Source organism: Variovorax nitratireducens (assembly GCF_051216545.1).
In the GTDB taxonomy this organism is placed as follows: Bacteria; Pseudomonadota; Gammaproteobacteria; order Burkholderiales; family Burkholderiaceae_C; genus Variovorax.
The window spans coordinates 490639-506432 of the sequence record NZ_JBPJZO010000003.1 but is presented as its reverse complement, the minus strand read 5'-3'; the positions used below and the strand labels follow the sequence as shown (position 1 = coordinate 506432).

The 15794-nt window shown below is 65.9% G+C and carries 19 protein-coding genes; all 19 read left to right on the top strand.

Annotation, left to right across the window (positions count from 1 at the left end; translation table 11 throughout):
• The first annotated feature begins 24 nt into the window (after positions 1 to 24).
• The 19 genes from ACSFA8_RS11645 to ACSFA8_RS11555 all read left to right on the top strand — a co-directional run bounded on the left by ACSFA8_RS11645 (position 25) and on the right by ACSFA8_RS11555 (position 15741).
• Positions 25 to 1503 carry a glutamate synthase subunit beta gene (locus tag ACSFA8_RS11645; protein ID WP_435479655.1) on the top strand — a complete coding sequence of 493 codons (1479 nt, stop codon included), beginning with the start codon at positions 25 to 27 and terminating at the stop codon, positions 1501 to 1503.
• Positions 1504 to 1599: 96 nt separating this feature from the next.
• Positions 1600 to 2421, top strand: coding sequence for an ABC transporter ATP-binding protein (locus ACSFA8_RS11640; RefSeq protein WP_435479654.1), 822 nt, complete (start codon positions 1600 to 1602; stop codon positions 2419 to 2421).
• Complete coding sequence (gene mlaE / locus ACSFA8_RS11635; RefSeq protein WP_286541883.1) at positions 2418 to 3200, top strand: lipid asymmetry maintenance ABC transporter permease subunit MlaE; 783 nt, start codon at positions 2418 to 2420, stop codon at positions 3198 to 3200. Before ACSFA8_RS11640 ends, mlaE begins: the two co-directional genes overlap by 4 nt.
• Positions 3201 to 3222: 22 nt before the next feature.
• Complete coding sequence (mlaD, locus tag ACSFA8_RS11630) at positions 3223 to 3714, top strand: outer membrane lipid asymmetry maintenance protein MlaD (RefSeq protein ID WP_435479653.1); 492 nt, start codon at positions 3223 to 3225, stop codon at positions 3712 to 3714.
• On the top strand, positions 3711 to 4451 hold the full coding sequence (locus ACSFA8_RS11625) for an MlaA family lipoprotein (RefSeq protein ID WP_435479652.1): 741 nt from the start codon (positions 3711 to 3713) through the stop codon (positions 4449 to 4451). Before mlaD ends, ACSFA8_RS11625 begins: the two co-directional genes overlap by 4 nt.
• A 125-nt stretch (positions 4452 to 4576) precedes the next feature.
• Positions 4577 to 5230: an MlaC/ttg2D family ABC transporter substrate-binding protein gene (locus ACSFA8_RS11620; protein WP_435479651.1), complete on the top strand. Its 654-nt coding sequence runs from the start codon at positions 4577 to 4579 to the stop codon at positions 5228 to 5230.
• Position 5231: 1 nt separating this feature from the next.
• The gene (locus tag ACSFA8_RS11615) at positions 5232 to 5504 is read left to right on the top strand and encodes an STAS domain-containing protein (RefSeq protein WP_286622998.1); all 273 of its coding nucleotides are present in this window, start codon (positions 5232 to 5234) and stop codon (positions 5502 to 5504) included.
• Positions 5505 to 5537: 33 nt separating this feature from the next.
• The gene (locus tag ACSFA8_RS11610; protein ID WP_435479650.1) at positions 5538 to 6485 is read left to right on the top strand and encodes an ABC transporter ATP-binding protein; all 948 of its coding nucleotides are present in this window, start codon (positions 5538 to 5540) and stop codon (positions 6483 to 6485) included.
• Positions 6482 to 7246, top strand: a complete 765-nt coding sequence (locus ACSFA8_RS11605; protein ID WP_435479649.1) for an ABC transporter permease — start codon at positions 6482 to 6484, stop codon at positions 7244 to 7246. The genes ACSFA8_RS11610 and ACSFA8_RS11605 overlap by 4 nt, the downstream gene beginning before the upstream one ends.
• Before the next feature lie 120 nt (positions 7247 to 7366).
• On the top strand, positions 7367 to 7609 hold the full coding sequence (locus ACSFA8_RS11600; RefSeq protein WP_435479648.1) for a BolA family protein: 243 nt from the start codon (positions 7367 to 7369) through the stop codon (positions 7607 to 7609).
• A gap of 40 nt (positions 7610 to 7649) precedes the next feature.
• Positions 7650 to 8915, top strand: a complete 1266-nt coding sequence (gene murA / locus ACSFA8_RS11595; RefSeq protein WP_435479647.1) for a UDP-N-acetylglucosamine 1-carboxyvinyltransferase — start codon at positions 7650 to 7652, stop codon at positions 8913 to 8915.
• Positions 8916 to 9045: 130 nt separating this feature from the next.
• On the top strand, positions 9046 to 9687 hold the full coding sequence (hisG, locus tag ACSFA8_RS11590; RefSeq protein WP_435479646.1) for an ATP phosphoribosyltransferase: 642 nt from the start codon (positions 9046 to 9048) through the stop codon (positions 9685 to 9687).
• A 4-nt stretch (positions 9688 to 9691) separates the two neighbouring features.
• Entirely contained in the window at positions 9692 to 11023 is a 1332-nt protein-coding gene (gene hisD, locus ACSFA8_RS11585) for a histidinol dehydrogenase (protein ID WP_435479645.1), read from the top strand.
• Positions 11020 to 11367, top strand: a complete 348-nt coding sequence (locus ACSFA8_RS11580) for a hypothetical protein (protein WP_435479644.1) — start codon at positions 11020 to 11022, stop codon at positions 11365 to 11367. Before hisD ends, ACSFA8_RS11580 begins: the two co-directional genes overlap by 4 nt.
• Positions 11368 to 11383: 16 nt before the next feature.
• Positions 11384 to 12484, top strand: a complete 1101-nt coding sequence (hisC, locus tag ACSFA8_RS11575; protein ID WP_435479643.1) for a histidinol-phosphate transaminase — start codon at positions 11384 to 11386, stop codon at positions 12482 to 12484.
• A complete protein-coding gene (hisB, locus tag ACSFA8_RS11570) occupies positions 12481 to 13110 on the top strand; it encodes an imidazoleglycerol-phosphate dehydratase HisB (RefSeq protein ID WP_286541896.1) in 630 nt (209 codons plus the stop codon). Before hisC ends, hisB begins: the two co-directional genes overlap by 4 nt.
• Positions 13107 to 13757, top strand: coding sequence for an imidazole glycerol phosphate synthase subunit HisH (gene hisH / locus ACSFA8_RS11565; RefSeq protein WP_435479767.1), 651 nt, complete (start codon positions 13107 to 13109; stop codon positions 13755 to 13757). Before hisB ends, hisH begins: the two co-directional genes overlap by 4 nt.
• Before the next feature lie 28 nt (positions 13758 to 13785).
• Entirely contained in the window at positions 13786 to 14532 is a 747-nt protein-coding gene (gene hisA, locus ACSFA8_RS11560) for a 1-(5-phosphoribosyl)-5-[(5-phosphoribosylamino)methylideneamino]imidazole-4-carboxamide isomerase (protein WP_435479642.1), read from the top strand.
• Between the two features lie 12 nt (positions 14533 to 14544).
• Positions 14545 to 15741, top strand: coding sequence for an AAA family ATPase (locus tag ACSFA8_RS11555; RefSeq protein ID WP_435479641.1), 1197 nt, complete (start codon positions 14545 to 14547; stop codon positions 15739 to 15741).
• The last annotated feature ends 53 nt before the right edge of the window (positions 15742 to 15794 follow it).

The window sequence follows — 15794 nt, the reverse complement described above, 5'->3', positions numbered from 1 at the left end:
CAACGAAAAACAAAGGACAGCACGATGGGAAAAATCACCGGCTTCATGGAGCACGAGCGCATCGAGGAGGGCTACAAGCCCGTGGGCGAGCGCGTCAAGCACTACAAGGAATTCGTGGTCGGCCTGACGCCAGAGCAGGCGCGGATCCAGGGCGCGCGCTGCATGGACTGCGGCACGCCGTTCTGCAACAGCGGCTGCCCGGTCAACAACATCATTCCGGATTTCAATGATCTGGTTTATCGGGACGACTGGCAGAACGCCTTCGCGGTGCTCGATTCGACCAACAACTTCCCGGAGTTCACCGGCCGCATCTGCCCCGCGCCCTGCGAGGCGGCATGCGTGCTCAACGTGAACGACGACGCGATCGGCATCAAGTCGATCGAGCACGCGATCATCGACCGCGCGTGGGACGAAGGCTGGGTCGCGCCGCGCGTGGCGAAACACAAGACCGGCAAGAAGGTCGCAGTGGTCGGCTCCGGCCCGGCGGGCATGGCGGCGGCGCAGCAACTGGCGCGGGTCGGCCATGACGTGACGCTTTTCGAAAAGAACGACCGCGTCGGCGGCCTGCTGCGCTACGGCATTCCCGACTTCAAGATGGAAAAGACGCACATCGACCGCCGTGTCGAGCAGATGAAGGCCGAAGGCGTCACCTTCCGCCTCGGCGTGATGGTCGGTGCTGCGAAGGATCCACTCGGCAAGGGCTCCAAGGTCACCAACTGGGCCAAGGAAACCGTCACCCCCGCGCAGCTCGACAAGGAGTTCGATGCAGTGTTGCTGACTGGCGGTGCCGAGCAGTCGCGCGACCTGCCGGTGCCCGGCCGCGAGCTCGATGGCATCCACTTCGCGATGGAGTTTTTGCCGCTGCAGAACAAGGTCAACGCGGGCGACAAGGTCAAGGGGCAACTGCGCGCCGACGGCAAGCACGTCATCGTGATCGGCGGTGGCGACACCGGCTCCGACTGCGTCGGCACCAGCAACCGCCACGGTGCGGTCAGCGTCACGCAGTTCGAAGTCATGCCGCAGCCGCCGGAAGAAGAAAACCGGCCGATGACCTGGCCCTACTGGCCTATCAAGCTGCGCACCAGTTCCAGCCATGAAGAAGGCTGCGAGCGCGAGTTCGCGATCTCGACCAAGGAATTCATCGGCGACGGCAAGAAGGTCACCGGGCTGAAGACCGTCCGCGTCGAATGGAAGGACGGCAAGATGGTCGAAGTGGCGGGCAGCGAGCAAATCCTCAAGGCCGACCTGGTGCTGCTCGCCATGGGCTTCGTGAGCCCGGTGGCGAGCGTGCTCGATGCCTTCGGCGTCGAGAAGGATGCCCGCGGCAACGCCAGAGCCACGGTGGAGTTCACCGGCGGCTATGCGACCAGCGTGCCCAAGGTGTTCGCTGCCGGCGACATCCGTCGCGGCCAGTCGCTGGTGGTTTGGGCCATCCGCGAGGGCCGCCAGGCTGCACGCGCCGTGGACGAATCCCTCATGGGATACAGCGACCTGCCGCGCTGAAGGAGCGGGGGCGCGCGGGCACGTCCCGTGCTTCCCTTATTATTGGGGAAACCCCTGAGCCGGGATGCCTGAGAAGGTGCCCGGCTTTTTTATTTGATGGACAAAGCACCTCCAACGCTGGTCGAGTTCAAGAACGTCACGTTCGGCTACGGCGCGCGCGCCATTCTCGACGACGTCTCTTTCAGCGTGCCGCGCGGCAAGGTCACGGCGCTCATGGGCGCCTCGGGCGGCGGCAAGACCACGGTGTTGCGCCTGGTCGGGGGGCAATTGCGCGCCCAGCGCGGCGAAGTGCTGTTCGATGGCCAGAACGTCGGCCAGATGGCGCAGCCGGCGCTCTATGCAGCACGGCGGCGCATGGGCATGCTGTTCCAGTTCGGTGCCTTGTTCACCGATATGAGCGTGCTCGACAACGTGGCCTTTCCGCTGCGCGAACACACCCTGTTGCCCGAGGCGCTGGTGCGCGACATCGTGCTCATGAAACTCGACGCGGTGGGCCTGCGCGGCGCCCGCGACCTGATGCCGAGCGAGGTGTCGGGCGGCATGGCGCGGCGCGTGGCGCTTGCGCGCGCGATTGCGCTCGACCCCGACCTGGTGATGTACGACGAGCCCTTCGCCGGCCTCGACCCGATTTCGCTCGGAACGGCGGCGCGGCTGATTCGCCGGCTCAATGACACGCTCGGCCTCACCAGCATCATCGTGTCGCACGATCTGGAAGAAACCTTTCGCATCGCCGACCACGTGATCATCCTGGCCAACGGCGGCATCGCCGCCCAGGGCACGCCGGGCGAGGTGCGCGAAAGCGTCGACCCGCTGGTGCACCAGTTCGTCAATGCGCTGCCCGAGGGCCCCGTGCACTTTCACTATCCGGGCGTCAGCGTGGAAAACGATTTCGGCAATTCGGACGGAGGCCGGGCATGAGTTGGTGGCGTCCGGCCGACGTTGGATTCGCGGTGCGCAGCAAGCTGGGCGATATCGGCAGCGCAGCGCGCCTGTTCGTGCAGCTCGTCGGCCCCGGCGCGAAGAGCTTGCGACGCTTCGGCCTGGTGCGCGACCAGATCCATTTCCTTGGCAATTACTCGCTGGCGATCATCGCTGTCTCGGGCCTGTTCGTCGGGTTCGTGCTGGGCCTCCAGGGCTACTACACCTTGCAGCGTTACGGCTCGTCGGAGGCGCTGGGCCTGCTGGTGGCCTTGAGCCTGGTGCGCGAACTCGGGCCCGTGGTCGCGGCGCTGCTGTTCGCAGGCCGTGCCGGCACGTCGCTGACCGCCGAGATCGGCCTCATGAAGGCCGGTGAGCAGCTCAGCGCGATGGAGATGATGGCGGTGGACCCCGTTCGCCGCATCCTCGCGCCGCGTTTCTGGGCCGGCGTGATCACGATGCCGCTGCTGGCGGCGGTGTTCAGCGCGGTGGGCGTGGTCGGCGGCTACGTGGTCGGCGTGGTGATGCTCGGTGTCGACCCCGGCGCGTTCTGGGGTCAGATGCAGAACGGCGTCGATGTCTGGCGCGATGTCGGCAACGGCGTCGTCAAGAGCATCGTGTTCGGCTTCACCGTCACCTTTGTCGCGCTGTTGCAGGGCTTTGCGGCGCAGCCGACGCCCGAAGGCGTCTCGCGCGCCACCACCCGCACGGTCGTCGTGGCTTCGCTGGCCGTGCTGGGGCTCGACTTTCTGCTGACCGCAATGATGTTCAGCATCTAGAACAACAAGGACGCAATCAAACATGCAACGTTCCAACAACGACATCTGGGTCGGTCTGTTCGTGCTCATCGGCGCGGCCGCACTGCTGTTTCTCGCGCTGCAGTCCGCCAATCTGCTGAGTCTGAACTTTCAGAAGACCTATGCGGTCACGGCCCGTTTCGACAACATTGGTGGTTTGAAACCACAAACGGCCGTCAAGAGCGCAGGTGTGGTGGTCGGCCGTGTCGAATCCATCACGTTCGACGACAAGAATTTCCAGGCCAGCGTCACGCTTGCGTTGCAAAACCGTTACAGTTTCCCGAAGGACAGCTCGCTCAAGATCCTGACCAGTGGCTTGCTCGGAGAGCAGTACATCGGGATCGAAGCGGGCGCCGAAGAAAAGACGCTGCAGGCCGGTGACACCATCACTGCCACGCAATCGGCGGTGGTGCTGGAAAACCTGATCAGTCAGTTCCTGTACAGCAAGGCGGCCGAAGGTAGCAGCAGCACCGCAGGGACGCCCACGAAAAAATGAAACCGCCGCAAACTTCCATTGCCATCAAGAAGATCGCCAATCATGTCCGCTTGACGGGCGCCGCAACCGCTTTTGTATTGATGGCCGGTTGTGCCACCGGGCCCAACGCGAATCCGGCCGATCCCCTCGAGCCGCTCAATCGCAGCATCTCCCGCTTCAACGACGGTGTGGACGATGCCGTGCTGATCCCCGCTGCCACGGTGTACCGCAACGTGCTCCCATCGCCGGTGCGCACGGGCGTCAACAACTTCTTCGGCAACCTCGGCGATGTGTGGAGTTTTGCGAACAGCGTGATGCAACTGCGCCTGCAGAACAGCGCCGAGACCTTCATGCGGGTCAACGTCAACACGCTGTTCGGTCTGGGCGGCTTGCTGGACATCGCCACCGAAGCGGGTATCGACCGCCACAAGGAAGACTTCGGGCAGACGCTGGGTCGCTGGGGCGTGCCTTCGGGGCCTTATCTCGTTTTGCCGGTACTCGGGTCGTCGACCGTGCGCGACGCCGTAGCGTTGCCGATCGACGGCAAGGGCGATCTCGTGGGCGCTGTCCACGACATCCCGGTGCGCAACTCGATGTATGTGCTGCGCGTCGTCGATATGCGCTCCAACTACCTGCGCGCTACCCAACTGCTTGGCGACGCGGCGCTCGACAAATACTCCTTCACGCGCGATGTGCACCTGCAGCGCCGCGCCAACGAAATCTACAACGGCGACCCGCCGGGCGAGGGCGGCCAGTAAGGCTGCCTGCGCTTGCATTCGGTTGCATGAGGGGCATGTCCCGCGGGAACCGTGTCCCCCGGGCGCTGCTCTGACACGTTAGGGCCCGAAGGCCCATTTTGTTTTTGATTGGAAGGACTTATTCAATGAACCAGATCCTGCAACGCCGCTCGCTGGGCCGTCTCGCATTGGCCGGCGCGCTGCTGTTCAGTGCCGCTGCTGTTTTCGTCAGCCCCGCACGCGCGGCTGACGAAGCACCCGACGCGTTGGTCAAGCGGATTTCGGGCGACGTGCTCGACACCATCCGTGCCGACAAGTCGATCAAGGCCGGCGACATCAGCAAGATCATGGTGCTGGTCGACACCAAGGTCATGCCAAACCTCAACTTTCAGCGCATGACGGCGTCGGCAGTCGGCCCGGCCTGGCGCCAGGCCACGCCGGAGCAGCAAAAGCGCCTGCAGGACGAGTTCAAGATCCTGCTGGTGCGTACCTACGCCGGCGCGCTCGATCAGGTGACCGACCAGACCGTCACGGTGCGTCCGTTCCGGGGCTCTGCCGATGACAAGGAAGTGCTGGTCCGAACCGAAATCAAGGGCAATGGCGATCCGGTGCAACTCGACTACCGGCTCGAAAAGACGCCCGGCGAAGGCGCCGGCTGGAAGATCTACAACCTGAACGTGCTCGGCGTCTGGCTGGTCGATACCTACCGCACCCAGTTTTCGCAGGAGATCAATACCAAAGGCATCGACGGCCTGATCGCTACGCTGGCCGCGCGCAACAAGGGCAATGCCAGAGGCTGAGATGCTCGTATTGCCGACCCGACTGCTGCACGATGATGCCCCGGCCTGCCTGCGCATGCTGCAACAGGGGCTGGCGGCAGCGTCGGAGTCGTCCACGGTGGTCGACGCAAGTGCGCTGACCCAGTTCGATTCATCGGCCATCGCGGTGCTGCTCGAGTGCCGCCGCGAGGCCAGTTCGGCGGGCCGCGGCTTTGCGGTCAAGGGCCTGCCGCCGCGGCTGCGCGAGCTTGCTGCGCTGTACGGTGTCGCAGGCCTTTTGCCCGCCGCGCCCTAGAAAACCCGGCGCCGCATAAAATCGTGGGCTCCCATGCCCGCGATCTCGTTCCAGTCGGTCTGCAAGACCTATCCCCCCACACGTCAGCAACGCTCCCTCGGCAAGCCGGGCTTGCGCGCGGTCGACGAGGTGAGCTTCCAGATCGAAGAGGGTGAATTCTTCGGCCTGCTCGGCCCCAACGGCGCCGGCAAGACCACCCTGATCAGCATGCTCGCCGGCCTTTCGCGGCCCACGGCCGGCGCCATCAGCGTGCATGGCTTCGATGTGCAGCGCGACTATGCCGAGGCCCGGCGTCAGCTCGGCATCGTGCCGCAGGAGCTGGTGTTCGACCCGTTTTTCAACGTGCGCGAGTCGCTGCGCATCCAGTCGGGCTACTTCGGCATCAAGAACAACGATGCCTGGATCGACGAACTGCTGCACAGCCTGGGGCTCACCGACAAGGCCACGGCCAACATGCGCCAGCTCTCCGGCGGCATGAAGCGGCGTGTGCTGGTGGCGCAGGCGCTGGTGCACAAACCGCCGGTGATCGTGCTCGACGAGCCGACTGCGGGCGTCGACGTTGAACTGCGTCAAACGCTCTGGCAGTTCGTCGCCAAACTCAACAAGCAGGGCAGCACCGTGCTGCTGACCACGCACTACTTGGAAGAAGCCGAGGCGCTGTGCAACCGCATCGCGATGCTGAAACAGGGTCGCGTGATCGCGCTCGACAGCACCAGCGCCTTGCTGAGTTCGGCCGCAAGCAATGTGCTGCGCTTCAAGACCGATGCCAATCTGCCCTGGGCCATTGCGCAGAACGCCCGCATCACGGGCCGCATCGTGCAGTTGCCCGCGCGCAATGCGCTTGAAGTGGAACAACTGCTGGCGTCGATCCGCGAAGCCGGCGTGGCGGTGGAAGATGTCGAAATGCGCAAGGCCGATCTCGAGGACGTGTTCCTCGACCTCATGGCGGGTGAACAGACGCCGCTGGAGGTCGCCCGATGATCAATGTCACCGGCTGGCATGCGCTGCTCTACAAGGAAACGCTGCGCTTCTGGAAGGTCGGCTTCCAGACCGTCGGTGCGCCGGTGCTGACGGCCGTGCTGTACCTGCTGGTGTTCGGCCATGTGCTCGAAGACCATGTGAAGGTGTACGGCACGGTGAGCTACACCGCGTTTCTGGTGCCGGGGCTGGTGATGATGAGCGTGCTGCAGAACGCTTTTGCCAATAGCTCGTCGTCGATCATCCAGAGCAAGATCATGGGCAGCCTGGTGTTCGTGCTGCTCACGCCGCTGTCGCATTGGGGCTGGTTCCTGGCGTACGTGGGCTCGTCGGTAATCCGGGGGCTGGCGGTCGGGCTCGGCGTGTTCGTCGTCACCGTGTTCTTCGCGATGCCGGGTTTTGTGGCGCCGCTGTGGATCGTCGTATTCGCGTTTCTGGGGGCGGCCATGCTCGGCACGCTGGGCCTCATCGCGGGGCTCTGGGCCGAAAAGTTCGACCAGATGGCGGTATTCCAGAACTTCCTGATCATGCCCATGACCTTCTTGTCGGGCGTGTTCTATTCGATCGGCTCGTTGCCGCCGTTCTGGCAGACCGTGAGCCACCTGAACCCCTTCTTCTACATGATCGACGGCTTCCGCTACGGCTTCTTCGGCATCAGCGATGCCTCGCCCTGGTTGAGCCTCGGCATCGTCGGCACGGCCTGGCTGGCCGTCAGTGCCATTGCCGTGCACTTGCTGCGCATCGGCTACAAGATTCGCGGGTGAATGTGGTTCGCCCCCAGTCTTCGCGCACTTCGTGTCGCTTCGCCAACCCCCTTCCGGGGGCAACACCGGCGGACCGGCGGAGCCGGTTCCGCGGTGTTTCCCCGATGAATTCGTACTTCTATGACCGCTGAAGAACTTAAAGCCATCATCGCCACCGGGCTGCCGTGCGAGCACATCGCACTCGAGGGCGATGGGCGGCACTGGTATGCCACCATCGTCTCGGCCGAGTTCGAGGGCCAGCGCGCGATCCGGCGACACCAGAAGGTCTACGCGACCCTGGGTGCGAAAATGCATACCGACGAGGTGCATGCACTGTCGATGAAGACGTACACCCCTGCCGAATGGGCAGCGGCGGAAAAATAACAAGCGGCCCCTTCGGCCACCACCACTCGCTGGACTTCAGATGGACAAATTGTTGATTCGCGGCGGGCGCATGCTCCGCGGCGAGGTGTTGATTTCGGGCGCCAAGAACGCCGCCTTGCCCGAGCTCTGCGCGGCACTGCTGACGGCCGAGCCGGTCACGCTGCACAACGTGCCGCGCCTGCAGGACGTGGCGACCATGCTGCAGCTGGTGCGCAACATGGGCGTGACTGCCAAGCGCGACGACAACGGCACGGTGAACATCGATGCCGGTGCGCTCAGCAACCCGGAGGCGCCTTACGAACTGGTCAAGACCATGCGCGCCTCGGTGCTCGCGCTGGGCCCGCTGCTCGCGCGCTTCGGCCGTGCGCGGGTTTCGCTGCCGGGCGGCTGCGCGATCGGGTCGCGGCCGGTCGACCAGCACATCAAGGGCCTGCAGGCGATGGGCGCCGAGATCACGGTCGAGCATGGCTACATGGTGGCCGGGCTGCGCAGCGGCGCCAAACGGCTGCATGGCGCGCGCATCACCACCGACATGGTCACCGTCACCGGCACCGAAAACTTTCTGATGGCCGCGGCGCTGGCCGAAGGCGAGACCGTGCTCGAGAACGCGGCCCAGGAGCCCGAGATTCCCGACCTGGCGGAGATGCTGATCGCCATGGGCGCGAAGATCGAAGGCCATGGCACCAGCCGCATCCGCATCCAGGGCGTGGAGCGCCTGCACGGCTGCAAGCACCAGGTGGTGGCGGATCGGATCGAGGCCGGTACCTTCCTGTGTGCCGTGGCCGCGGCCGGAGGCGACGTGTTGCTGCGGCATGGCCGTGCCGACCACATGGATGCAGTGGTCGAGAAGCTGCGCGAAGCGGGCGCCACGGTGACGGCCGTGGAGGGCGGGGTGCACGTGAAGTCGGCAGGCCGGCTCAAGGCCCAGAGCTTCCGCACCACCGAATACCCCGGTTTCCCGACTGACATGCAAGCCCAGTTCATGGCGCTCAACGCGATTTCGCATGGCACCTCGACCGTGACCGAAACCATCTTCGAGAACCGCTTCATGCACGTCGACGAGATGTTGCGCCTGGGCGCCCGCATCCAGACCGACGGCAAGGTGGCGGTGGTCGAAGGCGTGCCGCAGCTTTCGGGGGCCACCGTGATGGCGACTGACCTGCGCGCTTCGGCGAGCCTCGTGATTGCGGGCCTCGTGGCCGATGGCGAGACGCTGGTCGACCGCATCTACCACCTGGACCGCGGCTACGACCGCATGGAAGCGAAGCTGCGCGGCATCGGTGCCGACATCGAGCGGGTCGTATGAGGCTCACCCCCAGGCTTCGCGCACTTTGTGTCGCTTCGCCAACCCCCTGCAAGGGGGCAACGCCAGCGGCCCGGCAAAGCCGTTTCCGCGGCGTTCCCCAAATGGACGTTCCCCTGATGGATTCACTTTGATGATCACGATCGCTCTGTCCAAAGGCCGGATCTTCGACGAGACCCTGCCGCTGCTCGCCGCTGCCGGCATCGAGGTGACCGAAGACCCCGAAAAATCACGCAAGCTGATCCTGCCGACCACGCAGCCCGATGTGCGCGTGCTGCTGGTGCGTCCGTCGGACGTGCCAACCTACGTGCAGTGGGGCGGCGCCGATCTCGGCGTGACCGGGCTCGACACCATGCTCGAGCACGGCACGGCAGGCCTCTATCTGCCGCTCGACCTGAAAATCGCGGCCTGCCGCATGAGCGTGGCGGCGCGCGCCGATTTCGACTACGCCTACGCGGTGCGCCAGGGCGCGCGGCTCAAGATTGCGACCAAGTTCGTCGCCATCGCGCGCGACTTCTTCGCCACCAAGGGCGTGCACGTCGACCTGATCAAGCTCTACGGCAGCATGGAACTCGCGCCGCTGACCGGGCTGGCCGATGCCATCGTCGACATCGTCTCGACCGGCAACACGCTCAAGGCCAACCATCTGGTGGAGGTCGAACGCATCATGGACATCAGCGCCCGCCTGGTGGTGAACCAGGCCGCGCTCAAGCTCAAACGCGAGCCGATCCGCCGCATCATCGACGCCTTCGCATCCGCCATTCCGCAATCCTGACACCATGACACTGAAAGCCGTCCCCGTCCGCTTGTCGACCGCTTCCGCCGGCTTCGAGGCCGCGTTCAAGGCGCGGCTGCATTGGTCGGCCGAGGCCGACGCGGCGATCGAGCAGGTGGTGGCCGACATCCTGGCCGATGTGCAGAAGCGCGGCGATGCGGCAGTGCTCGAGTACACCAACCGCTTCGACGGCCTGAATGCCACTGCGGTTGCGGATCTGGAACTCACGCAAGACGCGCTCAAAGCCGCCTTCGACGGCTTGCCCGCGGCGCAGCGCGACGCGCTCGACGCGGCCGCCCGCCGGGTGCGCAGCTACCACGAGGCGCAGAAGAAGGCCTCGGGCGAAAGCTGGAGCTACCGCGATGCCGACGGCACGCTGCTGGGCCAGAAGGTCACGCCGCTCGACCGCGTCGGCATCTACGTGCCGGGTGGCAAGGCAACGTACCCGTCGTCGGTGCTCATGAACGCATTGCCGGCCCACGTGGCGGGCGTCGGCGAAATCATCATGGTCGTGCCCACGCCGCGCGGCGAAAAAAATGCGATGGTGCTGGCGGCCGCCTACATCGCCGGTGTCACGCGCGTGTTCACCATCGGCGGCGCGCAGGCCGTGGCCGCGCTCGCCTATGGCACCGAGACCGTGCCGCCGGTCAACAAGATCACCGGTCCCGGCAACGCCTACGTGGCCGCGGCCAAGCGCCGCGTGTTCGGTACGGTCGGCATCGACATGATCGCTGGCCCGAGCGAAATCCTGGTGCTGGCCGACGGCAGCACGCCGCCCGACTGGGTGGCGATGGATCTGTTCAGTCAGGCCGAGCACGACGAACTCGCGCAGAGCATCCTGCTGTGCCCCGACGCGGCCTACATCGACCGTGTGCAGGCCGAAATCGACCGCTTGCTGCCCACCATGCCGCGCGCCGAAATCATCGCAGCCTCGCTCAACGGCCGCGGCGCACTGATCCACACCCGCAGCATGGAAGAGGCCTGCGAGATCAGCAACCGCATCGCGCCGGAGCACCTGGAAGTCAGCAGCAGTGACCCACACCGCTGGGAACCGCTGCTCAAGCATGCCGGCGCGATCTTCCTCGGCGCCTTCACGAGCGAGAGCCTGGGCGACTACTGCGCCGGCCCGAACCACGTGCTGCCGACCAGCGGCACGGCGCGCTTCAGCTCGCCGCTCGGTGTCTACGACTTCCAGAAGCGCTCGAGCCTGATCGAGGTCAGCGAAGCCGGCGCTCAAGTGCTCGGCCCCATCGCGGTTACGCTGGCCGAAGGCGAGGGCCTGCAGGCGCACGCCGAAGCCGCACGGCTGCGGATCAAGCAAGAATCCCTGGCATGAACCGTGTCATTTGCTTGCTCGCCGTGGCAGCCGCTTGCGCCTCTGCCCAGGCCATGACCATCCGCGAACTGCGCACGCTCGAAGCCAACGAGAAAGACGGGAAGGCCTACGCCAGCTATTACCTGGTCGGCGTGATGGAAGGCCTGCGCGAAGCCAGCGAAGCGGAGAAGCGCACCGGCCAGAAGCCGCTGTTCTGCATCGAAGGTCGCAGACTCGAACCGGCGATGGCCCGCTCGCTCTACCAGGGCGAACTCGCGCGCAATGCCAGCAGCTACGAGGCCGACATGCCGGTGCAGCTCGTGATGTCGGGCGCACTGCAAAACAGCTTCCGTTGCACCCGCTGACCCGTTTCTTCTTTTTATGAACGCTGCCGACACGACCGCTCCCGCCAACCCCGCGCTGGGCCGCATCCGCGCCGACGTGCAGTCGATGCACGCTTACGCCGTACAGGACGCACGCGGCCTGCTCAAGCTCGATGCGATGGAGAACCCGCACGGTTTGCCGCTCGCGTTGCAGGCCGAACTCGGTGCGCGTCTCGGCGCGCTGGCGCTCAATCGCTACCCGGGCGACCGCGGCAACGACCTCAAGCGCGCACTGGCCGCGCATGCACGGATGCCCGAAGGCTTCGCGCTGATGCTGGGCAACGGCTCCGACGAACTGATCTCGCTGCTCGCGATGGCCTGCGACCTGCCGGGGGCCGGCGTCCTGGCGCCGGTGCCGGGTTTCGTGATGTATGCGATGAGCGCGCAGTTGCAAGGCCTGAAGTTCACCGGCGTGCCGCTGACCGCCGACTTCGAACTCGACGGCGCCGCGATGCTGGCGGCCATCACGCGCGACAAGCCGGCCATCGTCTACCTTGCGTACCCGAACAACCCGACCGCCAACCTGTGGGACGACACGGTCATCGAGCAGATCGTCGAAGCGCAGGGCGCGCAGGGCGGCCTGGTCGTGATGGACGAGGCCTACCAGCCCTTCGCGGCGCGCAGCTACATCGACCGCATCCAGCGCCATCGCCACGTGCTCCTGATGCGCACGCTCAGCAAGTTCGGCCTGGCCGGTGTGCGGCTGGGCTACCTTATGGGGCCCGCTGCGCTGATCGCCGAGGTCGACAAGGTGCGGCCGCCCTACAACATCAGCGTGCTGAACTGCGAGTGCGCGCTGTTCGCACTGGAGCATGCCGCGGTATTCGAAGCGCAGGCCGAGGCCATCCGCGCCGAACGCGCGAAACTGCTGGCCGGACTGGCACAGCTGCCAGGCCTCCAGGTCTGGCCCAGCGACGCCAACATGGTGCTGGTGCGTGTTCCGGATGCCACAAAGGCCTTTGACGGACTCCGGGCGCGCGGCGTGCTGGTGAAGAACGTTTCTAAAATGCACGAACTGCTGGCGAACTGCCTGCGCCTGACCGTCGGAACGGCCGACGAAAATGCGCAGATGCTCGCGGCGCTCCAAGACTCCCTATGAACACCCCCACGGCACCTGAAGCAGTCGTTGCGGCCGGCGCGCGCACGGCCTCGGTCACGCGCAACACTGCCGAAACGAAAATCACCGTCAGCGTCAACCTCGACGGCACCGGACGGGCGCGGCTCGCCACCGGCATCGGCTTCTTCGACCACATGCTCGACCAGATCGCCCGCCACGGGCTGATCGACCTCGAGATCGACTGCCAGGGCGACCTGCACATCGATGGCCATCACACCGTGGAAGACGTCGGCATCACGCTGGGCCAGGCGGTAGCCCGCGCCGTCGGCGACAAAAAGGGCATCCGCCGCTACGGCCATGCCTATGTACCGCTCGACGAGGCGCTGTCGCGCGTCGTGATCGACTTCTCCGGGCGCCCAGGCCTTGAGATGCACGTCCCGTTCACCAGCGGGATGATCGGCACCTTCGACAGCCAGCTCACCTACGAATTCTTCCAGGGCTTCGCGAACCACGCCTTCGTCACGCTGCACATCGACAACCTGAAGGGCGTGAACGCGCACCACCAGTGCGAGACGGTGTTCAAGGCCTTTGCCCGCGCGTTGCGCGGCGCGCTCGAGCTCGATCCGCGTTCGGCGGGCGTCATTCCATCGACGAAGGGCTCCCTCTGACAAATAACACTGTCGCGGTCGTCGACTACGGCATGGGCAACCTGCGCTCGGTGTCGCAGGCGGTGCAGCATGCGGCCGACCAGGTTGGCGTGCAGGTGTTCGTCACGTCCGACCCCGACGTGGTGCGCAAGGCCACGCGCGTGGTGCTGCCGGGGCAGGGCGCGATGCCCGACTGCATGCGCGAGCTGCGCGATTCGGGTCTGCAGGAATCGGTGCTCGAAGCCGCTGCGAACAAGCCGCTATTCGGCGTCTGTGTCGGGATGCAGATGCTGCTGTCGGCCAGCGACGAGGGACCGACGGACGGCCTCGGGCTGATTCCGGGCCAGGTGGTCAAGTTCGAGCTCGCGGGGCGCATGCAGCCCGACGGCAGCCGCTACAAGGTGCCGCAGATGGGCTGGAACCAGGTTCGGCAGGCCCGGCCGCACCCAGTGTGGGCGGGCGTTCCCGACAGCAGCTACTTCTATTTCGTGCACAGCTTCTACGCGCGGCCCGCCGACGCGAAGCACAGCGTGGGCGAAACCGACTACGGCGCGCCGTTCACTGCAGCGATCGCGCGCGATAATATTTTTGCAACCCAGTTCCATCCTGAAAAGAGTTCGGAGCACGGGTTGCAGCTCTACCGCAATTTTCTCCACTGGAACCCTTAAAGCCGCCTCCGGGTTGCCTTGCCTCGCCATGCTGTTGATTCCCGCCATCGATCTCAAGGACGGTCACTGCGTTCGCCTCAAGCAGGGCGACATGGACCAGTCCACCATCTTCAGTGAAGACCCGGCCGCGATGGCGCTCAAGTGGCTTGAAGCCGGCGCGCGTCGGTTGCACCTGGTCGACCTGAACGGCGCCTTCGCCGGCAAGCCGCAGAACCACGCTGCCATCAAGGCGATCCTGCGCGCGGTGGGCGACGACATCCCGGTGCAGCTCGGCGGCGGCATCCGCGACCTCGACACGATCGAGCGCTACATCGACGACGGCTTGCGCTACGTGATCATCGGCACCGCCGCGGTCAAGAACCCGGGCTTCCTGAAAGACGCGTGCAGCGCATTCGGCGGCCACATCATCGTCGGACTTGACGCGAAAGACGGCAAGGTCGCGACCGACGGCTGGAGCAAGCTCACCGGCCACGAGGTAGGCGACCTCGGCAAGAAGTTCGAGGACTACGGCGTCGAATCGATCATCTACACCGACATCGGCCGTGACGGCATGTTGTCGGGCATCAACATCGAGGCCACCGTCAAGCTCGCGCAGGCGCTCACGATCCCGGTGATCGCATCGGGCGGCCTGTCGAACATGGCGGACATCGAACGCCTCTGCGCGGTCGAATCGGACGGCATCGAAGGCGTGATCTGCGGCCGCGCGATCTATTCGGGCGACCTCGACTTCGCCGCAGCCCAGGCCAGGGCCGACGAACTCGCGAACACGCAGTAGGCGCCCCAGCGCGTGCTTTCCGCGCTGGCCATTGCCAACTACCGGTCGCTGCGCCAGCTGACCGTACCGCTCGGCCGGCTCACCGTGGTCACCGGGCCCAACGGCAGCGGCAAGTCCAGCGTCTACCGTGCGCTCCGGCTGCTGGCCGAGATTGCGCAGGGCGGCGTCATCCGCTCGCTGGTGCGCGAAGGCGGGCTCTCTTCCACGCTCTGGGCCGGGCCCGAGCGATTCTCGGCCGCCATGCTGCGCGGCGAGGCGCCGGTAGAGGGCACCGTGCGCAGCGAGCCGGTAAGCTTGCGGCTCGGCTTTGCCGGCTGCGAGCCCGCTGACTTCGGCTATGCCATCGACATCGGTCTGCCGCCACCGATACCGCCTTCGGCCTTTTCTCGCGACCCCGAGATCAAGCGCGAGGCGATCTGGAGCGGCCCGGTGCTGCGACCCGCCACGCAACTTGTCGACCGAAAGGGCGCCGCGCTGCGCACGCGTGGCTACAGCGGCGGCTGGCAGGCGCTGGAGCGGCCCGTGCCGGCCTTCGCCAGCATGATGACCGAGTACGCCGACCCGCGCGGCGCGCCCGAGATGCTCACCTTGCGCGAGCAGATGCGCGGCTGGCGCTTCTACGACCATTTCCGTTCCGATGCCGATGCGCCTGCGCGCTGGCCGCAACTCGGCACCCGCACGCCGGTGCTGGCCAACGACGGTGCCGATTTCGCGGCCGCGCTGCAAACCATCCGCGAGATCGGCGACGACGACGCGCTCGACCGGGCGGTGGACGACGCCTTCCCCGGCGCCCGCGTCGAGGTGCAGGTCAATGCCGATGGCCGCTTCGAGGTGCTGATGCACCAGCACGGCTTGTTGCGGCCGCTGGGTGCGGCCGAACTGTCGGATGGCACCCTGCGCTACCTGCTGTGGATCGCCGCACTCCTGACGCCGCGCGCGCCCGAACTGCTGGTGCTGAACGAGCCCGAAACCAGCCTGCATCCCGACCTGCTGCCGGCGCTCGGCCGGCTGATCGTGCAGGCGGCGCACCCCATGCGCGGTTCCCAGGTGATCGTGGTGTCGCATGCGACGCGGCTGATCGCGGCGCTCGACGCAGCGGCCGGGGACATGGCGCTGCAATCGATCGTGCTGGAGAAGCGGCTCGGCGAAACCCGCCTCGCCAACCTCGACATGAGCGAGATCCCGCACTGGGCCTGGCCGGCGCGCTGAGGCGCGCTGAAGGCTTCCCTATTCCGACTCGACCGCGCCGCGCTCCCTAGAAT